Consider the following 21668-nt stretch of genomic DNA (forward strand, 5'->3'; position numbering starts at 1 on the left):
AAAAACTACTCAGTGGAGCGAGTAATTTAACGCAATGCATTGAGCAATCAGAAACGCGGCAGGTCCGGATGCCGCATCTGCCCGCCACGCACCAGCATCTTCCCGTACTCGGCGCAGCGGTGCAGCGTGGGGATCACCTTGCCCGGGTTCAGCAGGCCGCGGGGGTCGAAGGCGGCCTTGATGCCGAACATCTGCGCGTTCTCCTCGGCCGAGAACTGCACGCACATGCTGTTGAGCTTCTCCACGCCCACGCCGTGCTCGCCGGTCACGGTGCCGCCCATGGCCACGCTGGTCTCCAGGATGTCGGCGCCGAACTGCTCGCAGCGGTGCAGCTGGTCCGGGTCGTTGGCGTCGAACAGGATCAGCGGGTGCAGGTTGCCGTCGCCGGCGTGGAACACGTTGGCGCAGCGCAGGCCGTACTTCTTCTCCATCCCGGCGATGGCGAGCAGGATGTCGGCCAGGCGCTTGCGCGGGATGGTCGAGTCCATGCACATGTAGTCGGGGCTGATGCGGCCGCTGGCCGGGAAGGCGTTCTTGCGCCCGCTCCAGAAGCGCAGCCGCTCGGCCTCGTCCCGGCTGACCGCGATTGCCGTGGCGCCGTGCGCGCGCAGCACCTCGCTCATGCGGCCGATCTCCTCCTCGACCTCCTCGGGCGTGCCGTCGCTCTCGCACAGCAGGATGGCCTCGGCCGCGAGGTCGTAGCCGGCGTGCACGAAATCCTCGACGGCGGCCGTCATCGGCTTGTCCATCATCTCCAGCCCGGCCGGGATGATGCCGGCCGCGATCACGGCGGCGACCGCATCGCCGGCCCGGCGGATGTCGTCGAAGCTGGCCATGATGCAGCGCGCCAGCTGCGGCCGGGGCACCAGCCTGACCGTCACCTCGGTGGCCACGGCCAGCATGCCTTCGGAGCCGATGGCCAGCGCCAGCAGGTCCAGGCCCGGCGCGTCCAGCGCCTGGCTGCCGAACACCACCGGCTCGCCGTCGGCCGTGAAGCCGCGGATCTGCAGCACGTTGTGGACGGTCAGGCCGTACTTCAGGCAGTGCACGCCGCCCGAGTTCTCGGCCACGTTGCCGCCGATCGTGCAGGCGATCTGGCTGGACGGGTCCGGCGCGTAGTACAGCCCGTGCGGCGCCGCGGCCTCGCTGATGGCCAGGTTGCGCACGCCGCACTGGACCACGGCCGTGCGGCTGCGCGGGTCGAGCTGCAGGATCCGGTTGAACTTGGCCATGGCCAGCGTGACGCCCTGCGCGTGCGGCATCGCGCCGCCCGACAGGCCGGTGCCGGCGCCGCGGGCGACCACCGGCACGCCCAGCGCGTGGCAGGCCTGCAGCACCGCCTGCACCTGCTCGTAGGTCTCGGGCAGGGCCACGGCCATCGGGCGCTGGCGGTAGGCGGTGAGGCCGTCGCATTCGTAGGGCACGGTGTCCTCGGGCCGGGACAGCAGCGCGTGCGGCGGCAGCACGCGGCGCAGCGCGGCCAGGACGTCGTCGGGGGGCGGGGCGGTGTCGGCCATGGGCGTTCCTTCGTGGGCGATCGACTGTAAGCCAGCCCGCGGGCGGCGCAGCGGGCGCGGGACCGGCGGCTACACTGAAACGCCTTCCACGCCGCCCCGCCGCCTCCGCCACGTGTCCGACCGCCTCGCCGTCCTGCCGCAGTACCTGTTGCCCAAGCGGGCCCTGACGCACCTGGCCGGCCGCGTCGCCTCGGCGCGGCGCGGCGCGCGCACCACGGCGCTGATCCGCCGGTTCGTGCGCCGCTACGGCGTGGACATGGCCGAGGCCGCCGAGCCCGACATCGCGGCCTATGCCAGCTTCAACGACTTCTTCACGCGCGCGCTGAGGGACGGCGCCCGCCCGCTGGCCGACGCCGACCTGGTCTGCCCGGTGGACGGCGCGATCAGCCAGTTCGGCGCGATCGAGGACGGCCGCATCCTGCAGGCCAAGGGCCACCGCTATTCGGCCGAGGCGCTGGTCGGCGGCGACGCGGTGCTGGCCGCGCGGTTCCGCCACGGCAGCTTCGCCACGCTGTACCTGAGCCCGCGCGACTACCACCGCATCCACATGCCCTGCGACGGGCGCCTGGCGCGCATGGTCTACGTGCCGGGCGCGCTGTTCTCGGTGAACCCGACGACGGCGCGCGGCGTGCCCGGGCTGTTCGCGCGCAACGAGCGCGTGGTCTGCCTGTTCGACACCGCGCACGGCCCCATGGTGCTGGCGCTGGTCGGCGCGACCATCGTGGGCAGCATGGCGACGGCGTGGCACGGCGTGGTCAACCCGCAGCGCACCGGCCGGCTGCGCCGCTGGGACTATGCCGAAGGCCAGGTCGCGCTGCGCCAGGGCGAGGAGATGGGGCGCTTCCTGCTCGGCTCCACGGTGGTGCTGCTGTTCCCGCAGGGGCCGCTGCGCTTCGCTCCCGGCTGGGCGCCGGGCCGCGCGATCCGCATGGGCGAGCGGATGGCCGACTGGGCTACCTGAAGATCACGGTCTTGTGGCCGTTCAGCAGCACGCGGTGCTCGCCGTGCCACTTGACGGCGCGGGCCAGCACCTGGCTCTCGGTGTCGCGGCCCATGGCGGTCAGGTCTTCCACGGTGGCGGCGTGGTCCACGCGGGCCACGTCCTGCTCGATGATGGGGCCTTCGTCCAGGTCGGCCGTCACGTAGTGGGCGGTCGCGCCGATCAGCTTCACGCCGCGGTCGTGCGCCTGGTAGTAGGGCTTGGCGCCCTTGAAGCTGGGCAGGAAGGAGTGGTGGATGTTGATCGCGCGGCCGGCCAGCTTGCGGCACAGCTCGTCCGACAGGATCTGCATGTAGCGCGCCAGCACCACCAGCTCGGCGCCCTCGCCCTCGATGACCTCGCAGGCGCGCGCCTCGGCCTGCGGCTTGGTCGCGGCCGTCACCGGGATGTGGTGGAACGGCACGTTGTAGCTGGCGGCCAGCTGGTAGAAGTCGCGGTGGTTGGAGACGATGGCGCGGATGTCCACCGGCAGCAGCCCGCTCTTCCAGCGGAACAGCAGGTCGTTCAGGCAGTGGCCCTCCCGGCTGACCATGATCACCGTGCGCATCGGCTCGGCCGTGGCGTGCAGGCTCCAGCGCATCTGGAAGCCTTCGGCGAACCGGGCCAGCTCGGCCTGCAGCTCCGCGCGCGGCATGCCGCAGGCGAAACGCACGCGCATGAAGAACAGGCCGGTCGCGTGGTCGTTGTACTGCGCCGCTTCCTCGATGTTGCCGCCGCGTTCGAACAGGAAGCCGGAGACCGCGTGCACGATGCCGGTGCGGTCGGGGCAGGACAGGGTCAGGACGTAGGAGGCGCTGGTCGTCGTCATAGGGGCGCGATTGTCGCAGGGGGCCCGCGTCAGCGCTGCAGGCGCTGGCGCAGCGCGGCGCAGTGGTCCTGCGGCGGCAGCGGCGGCGTGGTCCAGACGGCGTCGAAGGCCGGCGACGGCTCGGCGGCGTCGCCGGCCAGCAGGCGCACCGCGCGGGCCTGCAGGCCCGGCGGCAGGTGGCGCGGCACGCCGAGCCGGCGGTCCACGTGGCCGCTGCCGGCCAGCAGCACCACGACCCGGCCCGGCCGGGCCAGCGCCTGCACGGTGCCGGCCATGCGCTGGTCGCGCGCGATCTGGATGCGCGCCATCGGGGCGATCTGCGCGGGCGGCAGCAGGTCGCAGTGGCCGGTGCGGATGGCCTCGTGCTGGGCGGCGAGCGCGGCGGCCGGCAGCCGGGCGTCCAGCGCCGCGTCGCGCATCGCCGCGCCGAACGCGCTGCGCGGCAGGTTGGCGCCGCGCACCGGCACGCCGGCCTGCACGGCCGCCATCACCGCAGGGCCGTAGCGCATCCAGGGCCAGGCTTCGTCGTTCCAGCCCAGGGCGGCGCGCACGGCGGCCTCGTCGGCCTGCGGCGGCAGGCCGTCCGTGCCCCGGCCGGCGTCGGCCATCTCCACCGCCAGGCCGGCCAATTGGCCGCGGGCGGCCAGCCGGCGCACCACTTCGGCCTCGATGCGGTGGTGCGCGTCGGCGTCGTGCTGCTCGCCGAGCAGGATGGCGTCGGCCGGCAGCAGGGCCTGCAGCCGGGTGTCCGTCGGCGGGGTGGCGCATGCGGCCAACAGAAAGGCCGCCAGGACGGCGGCCAGGGCGGCGGGGAAGGAGCGGGTCGGCGCGGGCATGCGCCCGATCATGCCCGCCCGCGCGGTCAATGCATGAGGACCGGCGTCTGCGCCAGTTCGGCGTAGCGCTCCAGCGTGTCTTCCACTTCCTCCTGCGTCGGCGTGTGGGCGCGCCAGGCGGCGATCTGCTGCTGGAACAGCTCGGCCCAGGAGCCGTCCAGGTAGACCTCCTTGCCGGAGCGCTTGTCGACGATCTCGAAGCCGTGGCGCTCCAGCACCGGGTGGGACGGGTCGCGGGCCCGGCCCTCGCTGGCGCGGGCGACCAGTTCGCCGCCTTCCTTGAGCTGCACGTCGATGTCGCCGGCGTGCGGTTCCATGTGGACCACCACGAAGGAATCGGAGTCGTAGAGCATGTGCATGTCGAGGCCCTTTCCGTTTGGCGCTATCTTGCACCCTAGGTTGCAACTTTCGGGCCGGTTTCAAGCCCGGTGTGTGGTAGTCCTGCGACTACCTGCCGAAAAATGCACGGTCAGGGGGTGCTCACGGAGCGCAGCTGCTGCTCCACGAAGTCCCCGTTGGGCTGGGTGATGCGTACCTGCACCGGCATGTAGCCCAGGGCGGGCGCCAGCCAGGCCTCGACCTTCTGGTCGGAGGCGCGCCGCGGGTCGCGGGTGAGCTTCAGGGCCTGGACGTGGTCGTAGGGCAGGTACAGCAGCTCCTCGCCCTGCAGCGTGAACGTCCAGGTGTCGGCGTCGCGCGGGCCGACCACCGGCAGCGTGATGCTGGTGCCGGCGGCGTGGCGGGCCGGGTCGCCGGCGATGCGGCTGGCCAGCTGCAGCAGCACGCTGAGCTGGTCCTGCGCGTCCGGCAGCAGCGGCACGCTGGGCGTGCCGGCGCTGAAGCTGACGCGGCCCTGGTCGCGCTCGAACTGCGCGACCAGGTCGCGCCGGCGCCACTGGTCGGAGAAGCGGGCGGGCTCTAGGCCGTGTGCGGTGATCCGGCCGCTGCTGGTGCGCACGCGCGAGCCGATCAGGAAGGCGCTGTACTCCAGGCGCGCGTCGTAGGTGCTGCCGTCCTGCAGCCACAGCAGCTCGCCCATCGCGTGGTAGGTCTGCTGCCTGGCTTCGCCGGTCAGCGTGTACTTCAGCCGCACGGAGCCCGGGATCGCCAGCGGCTCCGCCGCGGCGCGGGTCGGCTCGGCCGGTGGCGGGGCCGGTGCGGCGCCGGCGGCCGGTACCGCTTCGGCGGCCGGTGCCGAGGCCGCCGGCTGCGGTGCTTCGGGTGCGGCGTCCTCGGCCGCGACCGGGGCCTGCGCAGGCAGGTCGGCTGCAGGCGGGTCGGCCGCGGCGGGGCCGGGCGCATCGGCGGGCGGCGCGGGTGCCTGGGCCGGTGCGGCGGGCGTGGTTGGTGGCGGCGCCGGCCGGGGCCGGCGTTTGGGGGCGGCAGGTGGCGGGAGCGGCGCCTGGGCCACGGCCGGTGCCGTGGCCGGCGGCGGCGGTGCCAGCAGGATGCTGCGCGTCGTGAAGGCGCGCGTGCGCGCCGGATCCGGCGGCGCCAGCATCGCCGGCAGCTGCTGCAGCGCCACCAGGTGCGCCAGCAGCACCGCCAGGCCCAGCCCGAGCAGCGCGGGCCCGCGCCGATTGCCTGTATCCTGCACCACCCCGGCCGCCATGCGATCTGCTTGCACGGCCCGCATTCTCCGCCCGGTGCGGATGCAGCGCCGGCGAGTCCCCGCCACCCCCATGAAACTTGCCACCTACAAGGACGGTTCGCGCGATGGCCAGCTGGTCGTGGTCGCGCGCGACCTGTCCACGGCCCACTACGCGAGCCAGATCGCCGGCCACATGCGCCAGCTGCTGGACGACTGGAACTTCATCGCGCCGCAGCTGCAGGACCTGTACGACGCGCTGAACGCCGGCCGCGCCCGCCACGCGTTTCCGTTCGACCCGCGGCAGTGCATGGCGCCGCTGCCGCGCACCGGCCTGCTGGCGCGGGGCCAGGCCTGGCACGGCGGCTGGCCGGACGAGGCCGGCGATCCGGCCCTGGCGCTGGCGGCGGCCGACGGCCTGGCCGGCCCCTGCGACCCGTTGCCCTGCGGCGCCGAGCCGTGGCAGATGGACTTCGGCGCCGGCCTGGCCGTGGTGACGGCCGACCTGCCGCTGCGCGCCAGCCCCGCGCAGGCGCTGGACGGCGTGCGCCTGCTGCTGCTGTCCAACGCGGTGCGGCTGCATGCCGAGGGCCTGGCGCCCGTGCAGCGCCTGCCGCTGGCCGCGTTCGGCCCGGTCGCGGCGACCCCGGACGAGTTCGGCGACGCCTGGGACCACGGCCGCGTCCACCTGAGCCTGCGCACCGCCTGGAATGGCCGCCGCCTCGGCCTGGCCGACACCGCCGCCGGCATGCGCTGGCATTTCGGCGAGCTGGCCGCCCGGCTGTGCGCCACGCGCGCGCTGGCGGCCGGCAGCATCGTCTGCGGCGGCACGGTGCGCAGCCCCGGCGAGCGGCAGGGCGGCGAGCGCCTGCGCTGGCCGCACGGGGCCCATGCGCTGGCCGACCAGCGCGCGATCGAGGCGCTGCGGGACGGCCAGGCCGCCACCGGCTTCCTGCGCCTGGGCGATACCGTGCACATCGAGGCCAGGGCGCACGACGGCCAGAGCGTGTTCGGCGCGATCGAGCAGGAGGTCGTCCCGGTCGCCGATGGCGCGGCCGCGGCACCGGTGCGGAACGGCTCGCCTTTGCAGTAAGCTGGCCGGCCCTTCAATACCCCTACCCAGGAGGAGACCCATGAGCGACGATGCATCTTCCGCCGGCTTCGGCAAATTCGTGCCCGGCTTCGACTTTCTGCAGAGCCTGGCGAAAGGCGCGGCCAAGAGCATTCCGCAGATGCCGACGCTGGGCGGCTGGGTCGCGCCGACGCTGAGCGTGGAGGAGCTGGACAAGCGCATCACCGAGCTCAAGGCGGTGCAGTTCTGGCTGGACCAGAACGCCGCGGCGCTCAAGGCCACGATCCAGGCGCTGGAGGTGCAGAAGATGACGGTGGCCACGCTGCAGAACATGAACGTCAGCATGGCGGAGGTGGCCAAGGCCTTCACCACGCCGCCCGACACGGCCGCCGCGGCCAAGCCGGCCGGGCGCCGTGCCGAAGCGCCGGCGCCCGCGCCGGCCGCCGAGGCGCAGGAGGATGGCGCCGAGGCCGGGCCGGCCCGGGCCGCCGCTGGCATGATCGACGCGATGCAGTGGTGGGGCGCGCTGACGCAGCAGTTCCAGCAGATCGCCGCCTCGGCGCTGCAGGAGGCCACGGCCCGTGCCCGGGCCGAGCCCGCCCCGGAGCCGTCGGCGCCGCCGGCCGAGCCCCAGGCCGCGGCCAAGCCCGCCCGCAAGACGGCGGCGCGCAAGCGCGCCGGCTGAGCGAGCCCCGGCGCGCACCGGGGCCTTGGCGCCGGCCGCGGCGCCGCGTGGCAGGATGCCTGCATGAAACTCTTCCCCTACGGCCATGCCACGCACCCCCACTGGCGCATGGCCGCCGGCCTGGTGCTGGCGCAGCTGCGCGCGCAGATGGCGCTGCCGGACTACGCCGGCACGCCGACGCTGGCGCTGCTGTACATCACCGACCACTACGCCGACGCGGCCCAGGACATCCTGGACCACCTGGGCGCCGAGCTGCCCGAGGTCACCGACTGGGCCGGCACCGTGGGCGTGGGCATCGCCGCCAACAACGTCGAGTACATCGACGAGCCGGCCCTGGCCGTGATGCTGCTGGGCGTGCCGGCGCACCAGTACCGCGTGTTCTCCGGCGTGGCGCCGCTGGGCCTGGGCTTCCAGGCCCATACCGCGCTGGTGCATGCCGACGCCGGCACGCAGGACCTGGCCGAGCTGATCGCCGAGATGGCCGGCCGCACCGACACCGGCTACCTGTTCGGCGGCCTGGCCTCCAGCCGCGGCGCGACGGTGCAGTTCGCCGTCGGCGGCAACGGCAACATCCGCGGCCAGGGCGCTGCGCGCGGCGTGTTCCGCGGCGGCCTGTCGGGCGTGGCCTTCGCGCCGGAGGTCGCGCTGGTCTCGCGCGTGACCCAGGGCTGCCGGCCGGTCGCGCCCGAGCGCAGCGTGACCGCGGCCGAGGGCAACGTGGTGACCGCGCTGGACGGCCGGCCCGCGCTGCAGCTGCTGCTGCAGGACCTGGGCGTCACGCTGGAGCAGCCGCAGGCCGCGCTGGCGCGCGTGCGCGCCACGCTGGCCGGGCTGCGCGCGGCGCCCGGCGCGCCGGGCAGCGACGCCGTGCGCCGGCCCGGCAGCTTCGGCCCCGACGTGCGCGTGCGCCACATCGTCGGCCTCGACCCGGCGCGCCAGGGCGTGGCCATCGCCGAGCCGGTGGAAGTCGGCGCGCGGCTGAGCTTCTGCCAGCGCGATCCGGCCGCCGCGCGCGCCGACCTGATGCGCATCTGCGCCGAGATCCGCGAGGAGCTGGAGCCCGAGGAGATGGCGGTCGAGCAGGCGGTCGCGCTGTCGGCGCATGCCGGCGTCTCCACGCCGCATCCGGCGCGGCGCATGGCCGGCGCCGTCTACGTCAGCTGCGCCGGCCGCGGCGGGCCGCATTTCGGCGGTCCCAGCGCCGAGCTGCAGATCGTGCGCCATGCGCTGGGCGACGTGCCGCTGGTCGGCTTCTTCGCCGGCGGCGAGATCGCCCGCCACCACCTGTACGGCTACACCAGCGTGCTGACGGTGTTCACGGCGCCGGCGTAGCCGCGCTCAGCGGCGCAGCGCGGCGAACGCCGCGAACTCCCAGCTGCGCATCGCCAGCAGCAGCGTGTAGCCCTCGCGCGCGGACGCGGGCAGCTTCTGGTCCGCGAGGTGCTGCTGCGCGAAGTCCTGCGCGACGCGCTGCAGCCGCTCCACGAAGGCCGGCGCCAGTTCGCGGCCGATCGAGCCGTGCACCAGCAGCAGGCCCTCGCCCGGGCCGTCGAAGCCGCCGGCGTAGTAGTCCAGCAGCGCGTCCTCGCGGAAGAAATGCATGACCGGCCCGTGCGGCCGCCAGCGGAAGGTCTTGGCCAGCTTGAGCCGGTAGCGGTTCAGCGGGCGCAGCTCGATGATGCCGAGGCGGTCCAGCTGCGCCAGGTGGCCGATGCACTCGGCCTCGGTCAGCCGGTAGGCGGCGACGATCTGCTCCAGCGTCCACTGGCTCAGCACGCAGATGGCCACCAGCAGCAGCTTCTTGTCGGCGACCACGGCGCGCTCCTGGTCCTCGCGCAGCTGGTTCAGCAGCGGCCGGGCGTCGGCCACGTGCCGCGCCAGGTCGGCGAAGTCGATCTTCAAGGCGCGGCAGACCGCGTCCACCCGCGACAGCGGCATGTCGCCCCTGGCCAGCATGCGCTTGACGCTGGACTCGGCCATGCCGAGCGCGCGCGCCAGGTCGGCATACGTCATGCGCGCGGCCTTGAGTTCCTTCTTCAGCGCTGCGACGAGGTCGGCCGTGGTGCCCATGGGTATCGATTATGGATACCTGGAGGCGCGAAAACGGAGACCCGTGCCGCTGGACGATGCCGGCAGGCCGCTGGGCCGGCACAGTGCGGCGCCTCGCCACTGCCCACCCGAGGTCCCGCATGTCCCACCCCGCCCCTTTCCTGACGCCGGCCGAAGCCGGCCTGCTGCTGGCCGCGCTCGCGCTGTCGGCGCTGGCCCTGCTCGGCCCGCCGGTGGTGCCGCCGCTGGCGCCGCACGACTTCGCCGACGCGCGCCGCTGGTTCGGTATCCCGCACGCGGGCGACGTGCTGAGCAACCTGGGCTTCGCCGTGGCCGGCGCCTGGGGCCTGTACCGGCTGCGCGGCGCCGGGTTGCCGATGGCGCGGCTGTTCTTCACCGGCCTGCTGGCCACGGCGCTGGGATCGGCCGTCTACCACTGGCAGCCCGGCGACGCCGGGCTGGCGCTGGACCGGCTGGGCATGGGCGTGGCCTTCGCCGGCATGCTGGGGCTGGCGGCGGACGGCCGGGTGAGCCCGCGCGCCGGCCGGGCTGCGGCCGCGGTGGCCTTGGCGGCGACGCCGCTGGCCGTCGGCGCCTGGCTGGCCTGGGCGGACCTGCGGCCCTGGGCCGTGCTGCAGCTGGGCGGCATGGCCGTGGTGCTGGCGCTGGCGCTGCTGCCGGCGCGGCCCGGCGCGCCGGCGGTCCGGCTGTGGGCCGTGGTCGCCTGGTATGCCGCGGCCAAGCTCTGCGAACTGGCCGACCACGCCGTGCTGGCCGCCAGCGCGGGCGGGGTCTCCGGCCACAATCTGAAGCATCTGCTGGCCGCCGCCGCGGCGCTGCCGGTGCTGGCCGCACTGCGGCCCGTCTCTACCCGCCCGTCCTGCCGACCGACCATGACCACCGACGCCCCCGCGCCCGCCGCCGCGCCGAACCAGTTCGCCCTGCTGGGCCAGCGCCGCTTCGCGCCGTTCTTCTGGACGCAGTTCGCCGGCGCCGCCAACGACAACCTGTTCAAGTTCGCGTTCACCGTGATGGTGACCTACCAGCTCGGCGTGGCCTGGCTGCCGCCGGCCATGGCGGGCCTGGTGATCGGCGCGCTGTTTATCCTGCCGTTCCTGCTGTTCTCGGCCACCAGCGGGCAGCTGGCCGACAAGCTGCCCAAGACCCAGGTGATCCGCGGCGTCAAGAACCTGGAGATCGCAATCATGGCCGTGGCGGCCTTCGGCTTCCTGAGCCCGTCGCCGGCGGTGCAGGTGCCGGTGCTGCTGGGCTGCACCTTCCTGATGGGGCTGCACTCCACGCTGTTCGGGCCGGTCAAGTTCGCCTACCTGCCGCAGGTGCTCGGCGAGCGCGAGCTGACCGGCGGCAACGGCATGGTGGAGATGGGCACCTTCGTCGCGATCCTGCTCGGCAACGTCGCCGGCGGCCTGCTGATCGCGCTGCCCGGCGCGGGCCGCGCCAGCGTCGCCGCCGCCTGCCTCGCCATCGCGGTGGCGGGCCGGCTGTCGGCGCAGGCCATCCCGCGGCTGCCGGCCACCGACCCGGGGCTGCGCATCAACTGGAACCCGGTCAGCGAGACCTGGCGCAACCTCAGGCTCGCGCACGGCAACGCGGTGGTGTTCCGCTCGCTGCTGGGCATCAGCTGGATGTGGTTCTTCGGCGCGGTGTTCCTGAGCCAGTTCCCGAGCCTGGCCAAGGAGGTGCTGCACGGCGACGAGCGCGTGGCCTCGCTGCTGCTGGTGGTGTTCTCCATCGGCATCGCGGCCGGCTCGCTGCTGTGCGAGGTGCTGAGCCGGCGCCACGTGGAGATCGGCCTGGTGCCGCTGGGCGCGCTCGGCATGAGCGTGTTCGGCGTGGACCTGTACGTCGCGCTGCGCGGCCTGCCGGACGCGGCCGCCATGGGGCTGGCCGAGTTCCTGGCCCGGCCGGCGCATTGGCGCGTGATGGCCGACCTGGCGCTGTTGGCGCTGTCCGCCGGGCTGTACAGCGTGCCCATGTACGCGCTGATCCAGCTGCGCAGCCCGGCCACGCACCGGGCGCGCGTCATCGCGGCCAACAACATCCTGAACGCGCTGTTCATGATCGCCAGCAGCCTGATCGCCGGCGCGCTGCTGGGCGCCGGCTTCACGGTGCCGCAGGTGTTCCTGTTCACGGCGCTGGCCAACGCCGTGGTCGGCCTGTACATCTTCCTGCTGGTGCCGGAATACCTGCTGCGCTTCGTGGCCTGGGGGCTGTCGCACCTGGTCTACCGCTTCCACGTGCGCGGCGACGAGCACATCCCGCGCGCCGGCCCGGCCGTGCTGGTCTGCAACCACGTGAGCTTCGTCGACGCCATCTTGCTGATGGCCGCCAGCCCGCGGCCGATCCGCTTCGTGATGGACCACCGCATCTTCCGCGTGCCGGTGCTGGGCTGGCTGTTCCGGCTGGCCGGGGCGATCCCGATCGCGCCGCGGCAGGAAGACCCGGCCGCCTACGCCGCCGCCTTCGAGGCCGCCGGCCAGGTGCTGCGCGAGGGCGACCTGCTGGGCATCTTCCCCGAAGGCGGCATCACCCGCGACGGCCAGCTGCAGCCGTTCAAGGGCGGCGTCGCCAAGATCCTGGCCCAGGCCGGCGCGGACGGCCTGCAGGTGCCGGTCGTGCCGATGGCGCTGACCAACCTGTGGGGCTCGTACTTCAGCCGCATCGAGCCGGCGGGCGCGATGGCGCGGCCGTTCCGGCGCGGCGCCTGGAGCCGCGTGGGGCTGGAGATCGGCCCGGCCGTGGCGGGCGCCGATGCCGCGCCGCAGGCCCTGCAGGAACGGGTCGCGGCGTTGCTGCGCCGCGACTGACAGCACTGGCATCACACGGAGGAACACGACGATGCGCACATCCCTGCGCCTGTCCGAACGCTGGTACAGCCGCGCCCTGTGGCTGGTGGCCCTGGTGTTCGCGGGCTTCCTGATCGGCCTGGGCGGCGCCCTGGTCGGCGACCTGCCGCGCGTGGAGCACCAGCACCGCGTCGAGGACTTCATGGACGCGTCGGCCGCCGGGCCGGTGCAGGCCGCCCAGGCCCAGGCCGAGGCCGCGCAGCGGCAGGCCGGCAGCGAGCTGGAGCGCGCCGAGCTGAAGCTGCAGGCCGCGGCCCAGGCCTACGTGAACGGCCGGCAGACCTTCGAGAACTGGATCGCCACGCGCGGCGCCACGCAGCTGTCGGGGCAGGACGCGGCCCTCGTCCAGCGCACCCGGGCGCTGGACGCGCTGAAGGCGGCCGAGGAGGCCGAGCAGCGCCAGGTGGACGCGCTGCGCGAACGCGCGGCCGGCGCGCGCCAGGCGGCGGAGCGGGCCGACGCGCAGTGGCGCGTGCTGGAACGCCAGGCGCGCGAACGCTGGGCCGCCGAGCAGCGCCGGGCGGAGCTGCGCGTGTTCCTGTACCGGCTGGCGCTGACGCTGCCGCTGTTGGCCGTCGCCGGCTGGCTGTTCGCGAAGAAGCGCCGCAGCACCTGGTGGCCGTTCGTCTGGGGCTTCATCCTGTTCGCGCTGTTCACGTTCTTCGTGGAACTGGTGCCCTACCTGCCGAGCTACGGCGGCTACGTGCGCTACACGGTCGGCATCGTGGTCACGGTGCTGGTCGGGCGGCAGGCCATCCTGGCGCTGCAGCGCTACCTGGCGCGCCAGCAGCAGGCCGAGGCGCAGCCCGATGCAGAGCGCCGCCGCACGCTGGACTACGACCTGGCGCTGGCGCGGCTGGCCAAGAAGGTCTGCCCCGGCTGCGAGCGGCAGGTGGACCTGCAGGACGGCGTGACCGACTTCTGCCCGCACTGCGGCATCGGATTGTTCGACCGCTGCGGCGGCTGCCAGCTGCGCAAGAGCGCGTTCGCGCGCTATTGCCCCGGCTGCGGTGCCGCGGCGCGCGCGTCGGCCGGCTGAGCAGGTGTGGGCGAACCGCTCGCGCCCACGCGCGCGGCCCGATGACCCCCTGCTGCTCGCACCGCCGACGCTTTGCGGGCCGCGCCCTTTGGGCCGGGGCACGCCGGACCGCACGCGGGCGTCGCAGTCCTTGCCCTGGCACCCGCCAGGGCGGCGACCTACGCCTGCGCCCGCGGCCCGCCGCGCCCCCTCGTGGCCGCGATTGGTCCGTTCACCCTGGAAACGGCAGTCGGGTGATGTCGAAAACGAAGAAAATCAAGTTGTGGCAAGGGGTTACGGCTGTTTTCGGCAACTGCGGAGCAGTTCCAGATGGGTGCGTCGCACCGTCGATCCATTCCAGGGTGCGGACAGCACTTGCCTGCGTTCCGACCAGTCAACTGCCGTTTTCAGGTTCACGCCTTCTGAGCCTCAGGCCGCCGGCGGCATCGGCTCGGCGCGGATGCCCAGCACCCACTCGCGCCAGATCGCCACCAGCAGCGCCATCAGCACCGGGCCGACGAACAGGCCCACGAAGCCCATGGTCTTGACGCCGCCGATCAGCCCGAAGAAGGTCGGCAGGAACGGCAACTTGACCGGCCCGCCCACCAGGTGCGGGCGCAGCGTCTTGTCGACGATGAACAGCTCGACCGAGCCCCACAGGAACAGCCCGATGCCCGCGGCGAGGTGCCCGCCGCCGACCAGGTACAGCGAGACCAGCGTGAAGCTGAGCGGCGCGCCGCCCGGGATCAATGCCATGACGCCGGTCACCACGCCCAGCAGCACCGGCGAGGGCACGCCGGCGATCCAGTAGGCCAGGCCCAGCACCACGCCCTCGCCCAGCGCGATCAGCCCCATGCCGGTGACCGTGGCGCTGACGGTGGCCGGCACCACGCGCGAGAAGCGCTGCCAGCGCGGCCCCAGCGTGCGCTCGCCGACGATGTCCAGCTGCGCGGCGAAGACCTTGCCGTCCTTGTAGAGGAAGAACAGCGTGATCAGCATGAACAGCAACGTCAGCGCCAACTCCAGCAGGTTGCCCGTGGTCTGCAGCGCCAGCCGGTAGATGTTGCCGATGTGCTGGCCGCTGAGCAACTGCACCCAGTCGCCCAGCGCGCCGGGCTCGCCCAGGTGCTCGATCCACCACTGCGCCATGCGCTCGCCGGCCAGCGGGAACTCGCGCACCCAGCGCGGCACCGGCGCGCCGGCGCGGTTGGCCTCCAGCAGCCAGCGCACGAAGCCGCTGGCCTCCTGCAGCGCATAGTGCAGCGCCAGCGACAGCGGCACCACCAGCCCGATCACGACCACCAGCGTCGCCAGGCTGGCCGCCAGCGCGGTGCGGCCGCCGCAGCGCCGTACCAGGCGCTCGTACAGCGGCCAGCTGGCGAAGCCGACGATCAGCGCCGCCAGCACCGGCACCAGGAAGCCGCGGAAGAAATAGACGCCGGCGGCGATGACCAGCAGCAGCAGGACGCGGGCGATCAGGGGAGCTTGCAGGACCGGAGGCATTGGGCGGGCAGTGGAACCGCAGTGCGGCGTGCGCACGCTGCGCCGCAAAAGTATAGACAGCGCGCATGCCGCGGCTGTGGAGCCCCGCCGGGGCAGGCGGCTTCACGCCGCGTCGATCGGCGTGACAGCCGGCTGCGGTGGCGGTGTCCGCCGGGTACGCCCGTCGACGCCCGTGCATCCGCGACCGCGGGAGCGGGTCTCGCCCCCCCGGTCATCGTGAGGTCGGCCGGCTTCCGATTCCCTCAAGGGCGGAAAACACCCACTTCGTCTTCGCTCTCCACCAGGGCAATTGTCTTTCCGTGTAGAGGCTGATGATCCAGCATGCCATCAAGATCGCCAGCAGCAAGATGAAGGACGGCAAGGAGCCCCTGGCGGCCTCGGGAAGATATTCCCCGGCGATCTTGGTCATCGGCCGGTGAAAAAGATAGAGGGTGAACGAGAAGCCGGCCAGCTGCATGAGCACATTCTTGTGTCTCGCAAAGAATTCCCTGAATCCCTTGGGAAGCGATGGGAATGCGAGGATGTTCAGGCACAGTGCCAGGCTCAATAGATAGTCGGTCAGGAACCTCTGGGAATTTTCCAGCCGCCACAGCGCCGGCACTCTTTCCTCGATGGACGCCTGAACCCGTGTGTCGATTTCGAAGTGATTCAGGATGACCATCAGCATGGGCGCCAGCATGAAGAGCACCATGGCACCGCGGCGGATGCGCAAAGTGCCATTGCGCTGAATGCCGGCGGTCCAGGCCCCGAGGCACCATATCGGAAACAGTGCCAGAACTGCCGGCCCGGCGAACACCGCTGCCAGCAACAGCAGCGGCCAGCGCAGACGGCCTTTTGCATAGCAGTACAAACCGAACAGCACATAGAACCAGACTTCATAGCACAGCGACCAGAAGGGGTGGTTGAGGGTCAGTTGGGTGGGGCTGTTCCACGACTCGTTCAGGAACGAGATGCTTCCGAGCAGGTCGAGCCATGAGAATCTGTGGTGCCCTTCGGGAAACCGATCCACTCCAATGAGGACGAGCAGCTCGGCTACGGCAATGGAAAACAAGATCGCCGGCAATGTCACCGAATATATTCTCGAAAAGCGGGCAATCGAGTAGTCTGCGGCCGATGGATTTCTCGCATGGGTGTTCGATTGGATGATGAATCCTGACAGCACGAAGAAGATGATCACAGCTTCGTGGCTGAAGTTCGACAGCGGAATCCATTGGATGGCGAGGCCATCCTGCGCCATATGCCCTAGAAGTACGGCAAGCGCGGCGGTGAAGCGAAGAAAATCGAGGTAGGCCGACAGTTCGTTCGAAATTTTCATGGTCGTTGCATGTCGTGTCGGCGGATCGTTGGCAAGAGGCCGGGCATCGGGGCAGGAGTCTCTTACACGCCGCGCGCGCGGTCCCGCGCGAACTGGGCGCGGAATTCCGTGAACGTTCCCGCCTCCAGCGCCGCGCGGATCTCGCGCATCAGGTTCAGGTAGTAGTGCAGGTTGTGGACCGTGGTCAGCATCGGCCCCAGCATCTCGCCGCAGCGGTCCAGGTGGTGCAGGTAGGCGCGCGAGAAGCCGCCGGCGCAGGCGTGGCAGGTGCAGGTCTCGTCCAGCGGGCGCGGGTCCTGGCGGTGGCGGGCGTTGCGGACCTTCAGGTCGCCGAAGCGCGTGAAGACCGTGCCGTTGCGCGCATTGCGCGTCGGCATCACGCAGTCGAACATGTCCACGCCGCAGGCCACGCCCTCGACCAGGTCCTCCGGCGTGCCCACGCCCATCAGGTAGCGCGGCTTGCGGGCCGGCAGCCGATGCGGCGTGTGGGCGACGATGCGCCGCATGTCCTCCTTGGGCTCGCCGACGCTGACGCCGCCGATCGCGTAGCCCGGGAAGTCCATGTCCACCAGCGCGGCCAGCGAGGCTTCGCGCAGGTGCTCGAACATGCCGCCCTGCACGATGCCGAACAGCGCGTTCGGGTTCTCGAGCCGCGCGAACTCGGCCTGGCAGCGCCGCGCCCAGCGCAGGCTCAGCTCCATCGAGGCGCGCGCCTCGGCCTCGGTGGTCACGCGGCCCTGGGTGTCGTAGGGCGTGCACTCGTCGAACTGCATCGCGATGTCGCTGTTCAGCACGGTCTGGATCTGCATGCTGACCTCGGGCGTCAGGAACAGCCGGTCGCCGTTGACCGGCGAGGCGAACTTCACGCCCTCCTCGCTGATCTTGCGCATGGCGCCGAGGCTCCAGACCTGGAAGCCGCCCGAGTCGGTCAGGATCGGCCGCTCCCAGCGCTCGAAGCGGTGCAGCCCGCCGAAGGCGCGGACCACGTCCAGGCCCGGCCGCATCCACAGGTGGAAGGTGTTGGCGAGGATGATCTGCGCGCCCATCTCCTCCAGCGAGCGCGGCATCACGCCCTTGACCGTGCCGTAGGTGCCGACCGGCATGAAGATCGGCGTCTGCACCACGCCGTGGTTGAGCGTCAGCGTGCCGCGGCGGGCGTGGCTGTGCGGGTCGGTCGTCAGGAGTTCAAAGTGCAGCATGGTCGTCTCGTGCGAGCAGCATGGCGTCGCCGTAGCTGAAGAAGCGGTAGCGCTGCGCGATCGCGTGGCGGTACAGCGCCATCACGTGCCCGTGGCCGGCGAAGGCCGACACCAGCATCATCAGCGTGGACTTGGGCAGGTGGAAGTTGGTGAGCAGCAGGTCCACCACCTGGAAGCGGTGGCCGGGGCGGATGAAGATGCTGGTGTCGCCCTCGGCGCGGCCGGTCTGCGCCCAGGACTCCAGCGTGCGCACGGTGGTCGTGCCCACGGCCAGCACGCGGCCGCCGCGCGCGCGCGCGGCGGCGATGGCGTCCAGCGTCGCCGGCGGGATCGCGTAGCGCTCGCTGTGCATGCGGTGCGCGTCCAGGTCCTCGGTCTTGACCGGCTGGAAGGTGCCGGCGCCCACGTGCAGCGTGCAGCTGGCGCGTTGCACGCCGCGCGCCTCCAGCGCCGCCAGCACGGCCTCGTCGAAGTGCAGCGCCGCCGTCGGCGCGGCCACGGCGCCGGGCGCGCGCGCGAACACGGTCTGGTAGCGCCGGGCGTCCTCGGCCGTGTCGGCGTGCGTGATGTAGGGCGGCAGCGGCACGTGGCCGTGCGCGGCCATCAGCGCGTGGGGCGTCTCGCCGGCCGGGCCCTGCAGGGCGAGGCGGAACAGCGGCCCGTCCGCCTGCGGCCAGCGGCCCAGCAGCGTGGCCGTGAAGCCGCCGTCCATCGCCAGCACGGTGCCCGGGGGCGGCTTCTTGCTGACCTTCATGTGGGCGGCGACCTCGCTGCCCTGGAGCACGCGCTCGACCAGCAGCTCCAGCCGGCCGCCGCTGGGCTTGGCGCCGAACAGCCGGGCCTTGACGACCTGGGTGTCGTTGAAGACCAGCAGGTCGCCCGGCTCCAGCAGACGGGGCAGTTCGCGGAAGACGCGGTCGACCGGCTGCGCGCCGCGCCCGTCCAGCAGCCGCGAGGCGCTGCGCTCCGCGGCGGGGTGCTGGGCGACGAGTTCGGGGGGAAGCGCGAAATCGAAGTCGCGCAGGGAGAAGGAACGCATGGGCTTGAGGGCTGGACGAGCCCGTTCCAAGTGGGGAAAGCCGGCGATTGTCCCACGGCACAATGCCCCGGTGCCTGCCCGAGACGCCCTGAGCCCCGCGCGCCGGGCCCTGCGCAAGCTGGGCCTCACGCACGACATCGACCTGGCGCTGCACCTGCCGCTGCGCTACGAGGACGAGACCCGCATCCGGCGCCTGTCCGACGTGCGCGAGGGCGAGACCGTGCAGATCGCCGCCACCGTGGTCGGCAGCGAAGTCCGCCCCGGCCCGCGCCGCCAGCTGCTGGTGACCGTGGACGACGGCACGGACCGCTGCCTGCTGCGCTTCTTCAGCTTCTACCCCTCGCACCGCCAGGCGCTGGCACCGGGCGTGCGCATCCGCGTGCGCGGCGAGGTGCGCGGCGGCTTCGGCGGCTGGCAGATGCTGCACCCGCAGTTCCGCCCCGACACCGGCGCGCTGCCCACGGCGCTGACGCCGGTCTACCCCAGCGCCGCCGGCCTGGCGCAGCGCTACCTGCGCCAGGCCGTGCTGGCCGGCCTGGCGCGCGCGGACCTCGCGGAGACGCTGCCGCCGGACGAGGCCGCGCGCCACTGGAGCCTGCGCGCCGCGCTGGACTTCCTGCACCACCCGGCGCCCGATGTCTCGCTGGCCGCGCTGGAGGACCGCAGCCACCCGGCCTGGCAGCGCCTGAAGGCCGAGGAGCTGCTGGCGCAGCAGCTCTCGCAGCGCATGGCCCGGCGCGAGCGCGAGCACCTGCGCGCGCCGCGCCTGCCGCCGGTCGGCGGCGCCGTGCGCGACGGCCTGCTGGCCGCGCTGCCGTTCGCGCTGACCGGCGCGCAGCAGCGCGTGGCCGCCGAGATCGCCGCCGACCTCGCGCGCGAGCAGCCCATGCACCGGCTGCTGCAGGGCGACGTCGGCTCGGGCAAGACCGTGGTCGCCGCGCTGGCCGCCGCGCTGTGCATCGACGCCGGCTGGCAGTGCGTGCTGATGGCGCCGACCGAGATCCTGGCGGAGCAGCATTTCCGCAAGCTGGCCGACTGGCTGGCGCCGCTGCTGGCCGCGTGCGGCCAGAGCATCGCCTGGCTCGGCGGCGGGCAGGCGAAGAAGGCGCGCACGGCCGCGCTGGCGGCCATCGCCGACGGCTCGGCCGCGCTGGTCGTCGGCACGCACGCGGTGATCCAGGACAAGGTGCACTTCGCGCGCCTGGCCCTGGCCGTGGTCGACGAGCAGCACCGCTTCGGCGTGGCGCAGCGGCTGGCGCTGCGCGGCAAGCTGGCGCACGACGGCGGCGAGCCGCACCTGCTGATGATGAGCGCCACGCCGATCCCGCGCACCCTGGCCATGGGCTACTACGCCGACCTGGACGTCTCCACCATCGACGAGCTGCCGCCCGGCCGCACGCCGGTGCTCACCCGCGTGGTGCACGAGGGGCGCCGCGCCGAGGTCGTGGCGCGCATCGCCGGGCAGCTGGCCGAGGGCCGGCAGATCTACTGGGTCTGCCCGCTGATCGAGGAGAGCGAGGCCGTCGACCTCGCCAACGCCACGGCCACGCACGCCGAGCTGTCGGCCGCGCTGCCGGGCGTGCTGGTCGGCCTGCTGCACGCGCGCATGCCGCCGGCCGAGAAAAAGGCCGTGATGGCGCTGTTCACGGCCGGGCAGATGGGCATGCTGGTCAGCACCACGGTGATCGAGGTCGGGGTGGACGTGCCGAACGCCTCGCTGATGGTGATCGAGCACGCCGAGCGCTTCGGCCTGTCGCAGCTGCACCAGCTGCGCGGGCGCGTGGGGCGCGGCGCGGCGGCCTCGGCCTGCGTGCTGCTGTACTCGACCGGCGACGCGCCGCGCCTGGGCGAGGCCGCGCGCGCCCGGCTGCAGGCCATGGCGGCCACCGGCGACGGCTTCGAGATCGCCCGGCGCGACCTGGAGATCCGCGGCCCCGGCGAGTTCCTGGGCGAGCGCCAGTCCGGCGCGCCGCTGCTGCGCTTCGCCGACCTGGAGCGCGACGCCGACCTGCTGGCCTGGGCGCGCGCGCTGGCCCCGCGCCTGCTGGACCAGCACCCGGACCTGGCCGCCCGCCACGTGCTGCGCTGGCTGGGCGGCCGGGCGGAATTCCTCAAGGCCTGAAGCAGCGCCGCCACCGCCGTGCCCCGGTGCCCCGTATGGGCGCGAGCGGCTCGTTCACAGCTTCCGGGCACCGGACGACAATAGCCGCCATGACATTGACGGAACTCAAGTACATCGTCGCCGTGGCCCGGGAGAAGCACTTCGGCAAGGCCGCCGAAGCCTGCTTCGTCTCGCAGCCCACGCTGTCGGTGGCCGTCAAGAAGCTGGAAGAGGAACTGGACCTCAAGCTGTTCGAGCGCAGCGCCAACGAGGTCGCCGTCACCCCGCTGGGCGAGGAGATCGTGCGCCAGGCGCAGAGCGTGCTGGAGCAGGCCGCCAACATCAAGGAGATCGCCAAGCGCGGCAAGGACCCGCTGGCCGGCCCGCTGAAGCTCGGCGTGATCTACACCATCGCCCCCTACCTGCTGCCCGACCTGGTGCGCCAGGCCATCGCGCGCACGCCGCAGATGCCGCTGATGCTGCAGGAGAACTTCACGGTCAAGCTGCTGGAATCCGTGCGCACCGGCGAGCTGGACTGCGCCATCATGGCCGAGCCCTTTCCCGACGCCGGCCTGGCCATCGCGCCGCTGTATGACGAGCCCTTCGTCGCCGTCGTGCCCACCAGCCACCCGCTGGCCGCGCAGGACCACATCACCGCCCAGCAGCTCAAGAGCGAGACCATGCTGCTGCTGGGCAACGGCCACTGCTTCCGCGACCACGTGCTGGAGGTCTGCCCCGAGTTCGCGCGCTTCTCCAGCGACGCCGAAGGCATCCGCCGCAGCTTCGAGGGCTCCTCGCTGGAGACCATCAAGCACATGGTGGCCGCCGGCATGGGCGTGACGCTGGTGCCGCGCCTGGGCGTGCCGGCCGGCGCGCTGGACGCCGCCGGCCGGCGCGGCAAGCGCGCCGAGGACGCCTACGTGAAGTACCTGAGCTTCGACGGCGAGCCGCCGACGCGCCGCGTGGTGCTGGCCTGGCGCCGCAGCTTCACCCGCTACGAGGCCATCGCCGCGCTGCGCAACGCGATCTACGCCTGCGAGTTGCCCGGGGTCAAACGCCTGTCCTGACGGC

18 protein-coding genes are annotated in these 21668 nt (G+C 72.7%); 8 read left to right on the forward strand and 10 right to left on the reverse strand.

Annotated elements, in window-relative coordinates; translation table 11 throughout:
* Positions 1 to 47: 47 nt before the first annotated feature.
* Entirely contained in the window at positions 48 to 1517 is a 1470-nt protein-coding gene (locus tag QM782_RS08600; protein ID WP_415202502.1) for an FAD-linked oxidase C-terminal domain-containing protein, read from the reverse strand.
* A gap of 112 nt (positions 1518 to 1629) precedes the next feature.
* Here QM782_RS08600 and asd point away from each other — a divergent pair, with 112 nt between their 5' ends.
* Positions 1630 to 2478, forward strand: a complete 849-nt coding sequence (gene asd / locus QM782_RS08605; RefSeq protein WP_415202503.1) for an archaetidylserine decarboxylase — start codon at positions 1630 to 1632, stop codon at positions 2476 to 2478.
* Here asd and purU read toward each other — a convergent pair.
* The 4 genes from purU to QM782_RS08625 form a co-directional block, all read right to left on the reverse strand.
* Entirely contained in the window at positions 2471 to 3325 is an 855-nt protein-coding gene (gene purU / locus QM782_RS08610; RefSeq protein WP_415202504.1) for a formyltetrahydrofolate deformylase, read from the reverse strand. The two genes, asd and purU, sit on opposite strands and share 8 nt — an antisense overlap.
* A 29-nt stretch (positions 3326 to 3354) precedes the next feature.
* Positions 3355 to 4161: a ChaN family lipoprotein gene (locus tag QM782_RS08615; protein WP_415202505.1), complete on the reverse strand. Its 807-nt coding sequence runs from the start codon at positions 4159 to 4161 to the stop codon at positions 3355 to 3357.
* A gap of 26 nt (positions 4162 to 4187) precedes the next feature.
* The gene (locus QM782_RS08620; protein WP_415202506.1) at positions 4188 to 4520 is read right to left on the reverse strand and encodes a DUF3567 domain-containing protein; all 333 of its coding nucleotides are present in this window, start codon (positions 4518 to 4520) and stop codon (positions 4188 to 4190) included.
* A 110-nt stretch (positions 4521 to 4630) separates the two neighbouring features.
* Positions 4631 to 5788 (reverse strand): DUF3108 domain-containing protein, encoded by a 1158-nt coding sequence (locus QM782_RS08625; protein WP_415202507.1) that lies wholly within the window; start codon positions 5786 to 5788, stop codon positions 4631 to 4633.
* A gap of 55 nt (positions 5789 to 5843) precedes the next feature.
* Here QM782_RS08625 and QM782_RS08630 point away from each other — a divergent pair, with 55 nt between their 5' ends.
* From QM782_RS08630 to QM782_RS08640, 3 genes are all read left to right on the forward strand, one after another.
* Complete coding sequence (locus QM782_RS08630; RefSeq protein ID WP_415202508.1) at positions 5844 to 6842, forward strand: fumarylacetoacetate hydrolase family protein; 999 nt, start codon at positions 5844 to 5846, stop codon at positions 6840 to 6842.
* A 40-nt stretch (positions 6843 to 6882) separates the two neighbouring features.
* The gene (locus tag QM782_RS08635) at positions 6883 to 7506 is read left to right on the forward strand and encodes a PhaM family polyhydroxyalkanoate granule multifunctional regulatory protein (RefSeq protein WP_415202509.1); all 624 of its coding nucleotides are present in this window, start codon (positions 6883 to 6885) and stop codon (positions 7504 to 7506) included.
* Between the two features lie 63 nt (positions 7507 to 7569).
* Positions 7570 to 8838: an FIST N-terminal domain-containing protein gene (locus tag QM782_RS08640; RefSeq protein ID WP_415202510.1), complete on the forward strand. Its 1269-nt coding sequence runs from the start codon at positions 7570 to 7572 to the stop codon at positions 8836 to 8838.
* 6 nt (positions 8839 to 8844) lie between these two features.
* Here the strand turns inward: QM782_RS08640 and QM782_RS08645 are convergent, their stop codons facing one another.
* Complete coding sequence (locus tag QM782_RS08645; protein WP_415202511.1) at positions 8845 to 9576, reverse strand: helix-turn-helix domain-containing protein; 732 nt, start codon at positions 9574 to 9576, stop codon at positions 8845 to 8847.
* Between the two features lie 872 nt (positions 9577 to 10448).
* Here QM782_RS08645 and QM782_RS08650 point away from each other — a divergent pair.
* Both QM782_RS08650 and QM782_RS08655 read left to right on the forward strand, forming a co-directional pair.
* Entirely contained in the window at positions 10449 to 12383 is a 1935-nt protein-coding gene (locus tag QM782_RS08650) for an MFS transporter (RefSeq protein WP_415205615.1), read from the forward strand.
* A gap of 31 nt (positions 12384 to 12414) precedes the next feature.
* On the forward strand, positions 12415 to 13461 hold the full coding sequence (locus QM782_RS08655) for a serine endopeptidase (RefSeq protein ID WP_415202512.1): 1047 nt from the start codon (positions 12415 to 12417) through the stop codon (positions 13459 to 13461).
* Between the two features lie 408 nt (positions 13462 to 13869).
* On the opposite strand, the gene QM782_RS08660 is transcribed toward QM782_RS08655, so the two are convergent.
* The 4 genes from QM782_RS08660 to queA all read right to left on the reverse strand — a co-directional run bounded on the left by QM782_RS08660 (position 13870) and on the right by queA (position 18496).
* On the reverse strand, positions 13870 to 14943 hold the full coding sequence (locus QM782_RS08660) for an AI-2E family transporter (RefSeq protein WP_415202513.1): 1074 nt from the start codon (positions 14941 to 14943) through the stop codon (positions 13870 to 13872).
* Positions 14944 to 15154: 211 nt separating this feature from the next.
* Positions 15155 to 16258: an acyltransferase family protein gene (locus QM782_RS08665; protein WP_415202514.1), complete on the reverse strand. Its 1104-nt coding sequence runs from the start codon at positions 16256 to 16258 to the stop codon at positions 15155 to 15157.
* A gap of 62 nt (positions 16259 to 16320) precedes the next feature.
* Positions 16321 to 17457 (reverse strand): tRNA guanosine(34) transglycosylase Tgt, encoded by a 1137-nt coding sequence (tgt, locus tag QM782_RS08670; protein WP_415202515.1) that lies wholly within the window; start codon positions 17455 to 17457, stop codon positions 16321 to 16323.
* Positions 17444 to 18496 carry a tRNA preQ1(34) S-adenosylmethionine ribosyltransferase-isomerase QueA gene (queA, locus tag QM782_RS08675; protein WP_415202516.1) on the reverse strand — a complete coding sequence of 351 codons (1053 nt, stop codon included), beginning with the start codon at positions 18494 to 18496 and terminating at the stop codon, positions 17444 to 17446. The genes tgt and queA overlap by 14 nt, the downstream gene beginning before the upstream one ends.
* On the opposite strand from queA, the gene recG reads away from it, so the two are divergent.
* Together recG and QM782_RS08685 are read left to right on the forward strand one after the other, a co-directional pair.
* Positions 18495 to 20618: an ATP-dependent DNA helicase RecG gene (recG, locus tag QM782_RS08680; protein ID WP_415202517.1), complete on the forward strand. Its 2124-nt coding sequence runs from the start codon at positions 18495 to 18497 to the stop codon at positions 20616 to 20618. The two genes, queA and recG, sit on opposite strands and share 2 nt — an antisense overlap.
* Positions 20619 to 20707: 89 nt before the next feature.
* Entirely contained in the window at positions 20708 to 21664 is a 957-nt protein-coding gene (locus QM782_RS08685) for a hydrogen peroxide-inducible genes activator (protein ID WP_415202518.1), read from the forward strand.
* The last annotated feature ends 4 nt before the right edge of the window (positions 21665 to 21668 follow it).

The sequence above is a fragment of the Pseudorhodoferax sp. genome, from assembly GCF_047601025.1.
Classification (GTDB): Bacteria; Pseudomonadota; Gammaproteobacteria; order Burkholderiales; family Burkholderiaceae_C; genus Pseudorhodoferax.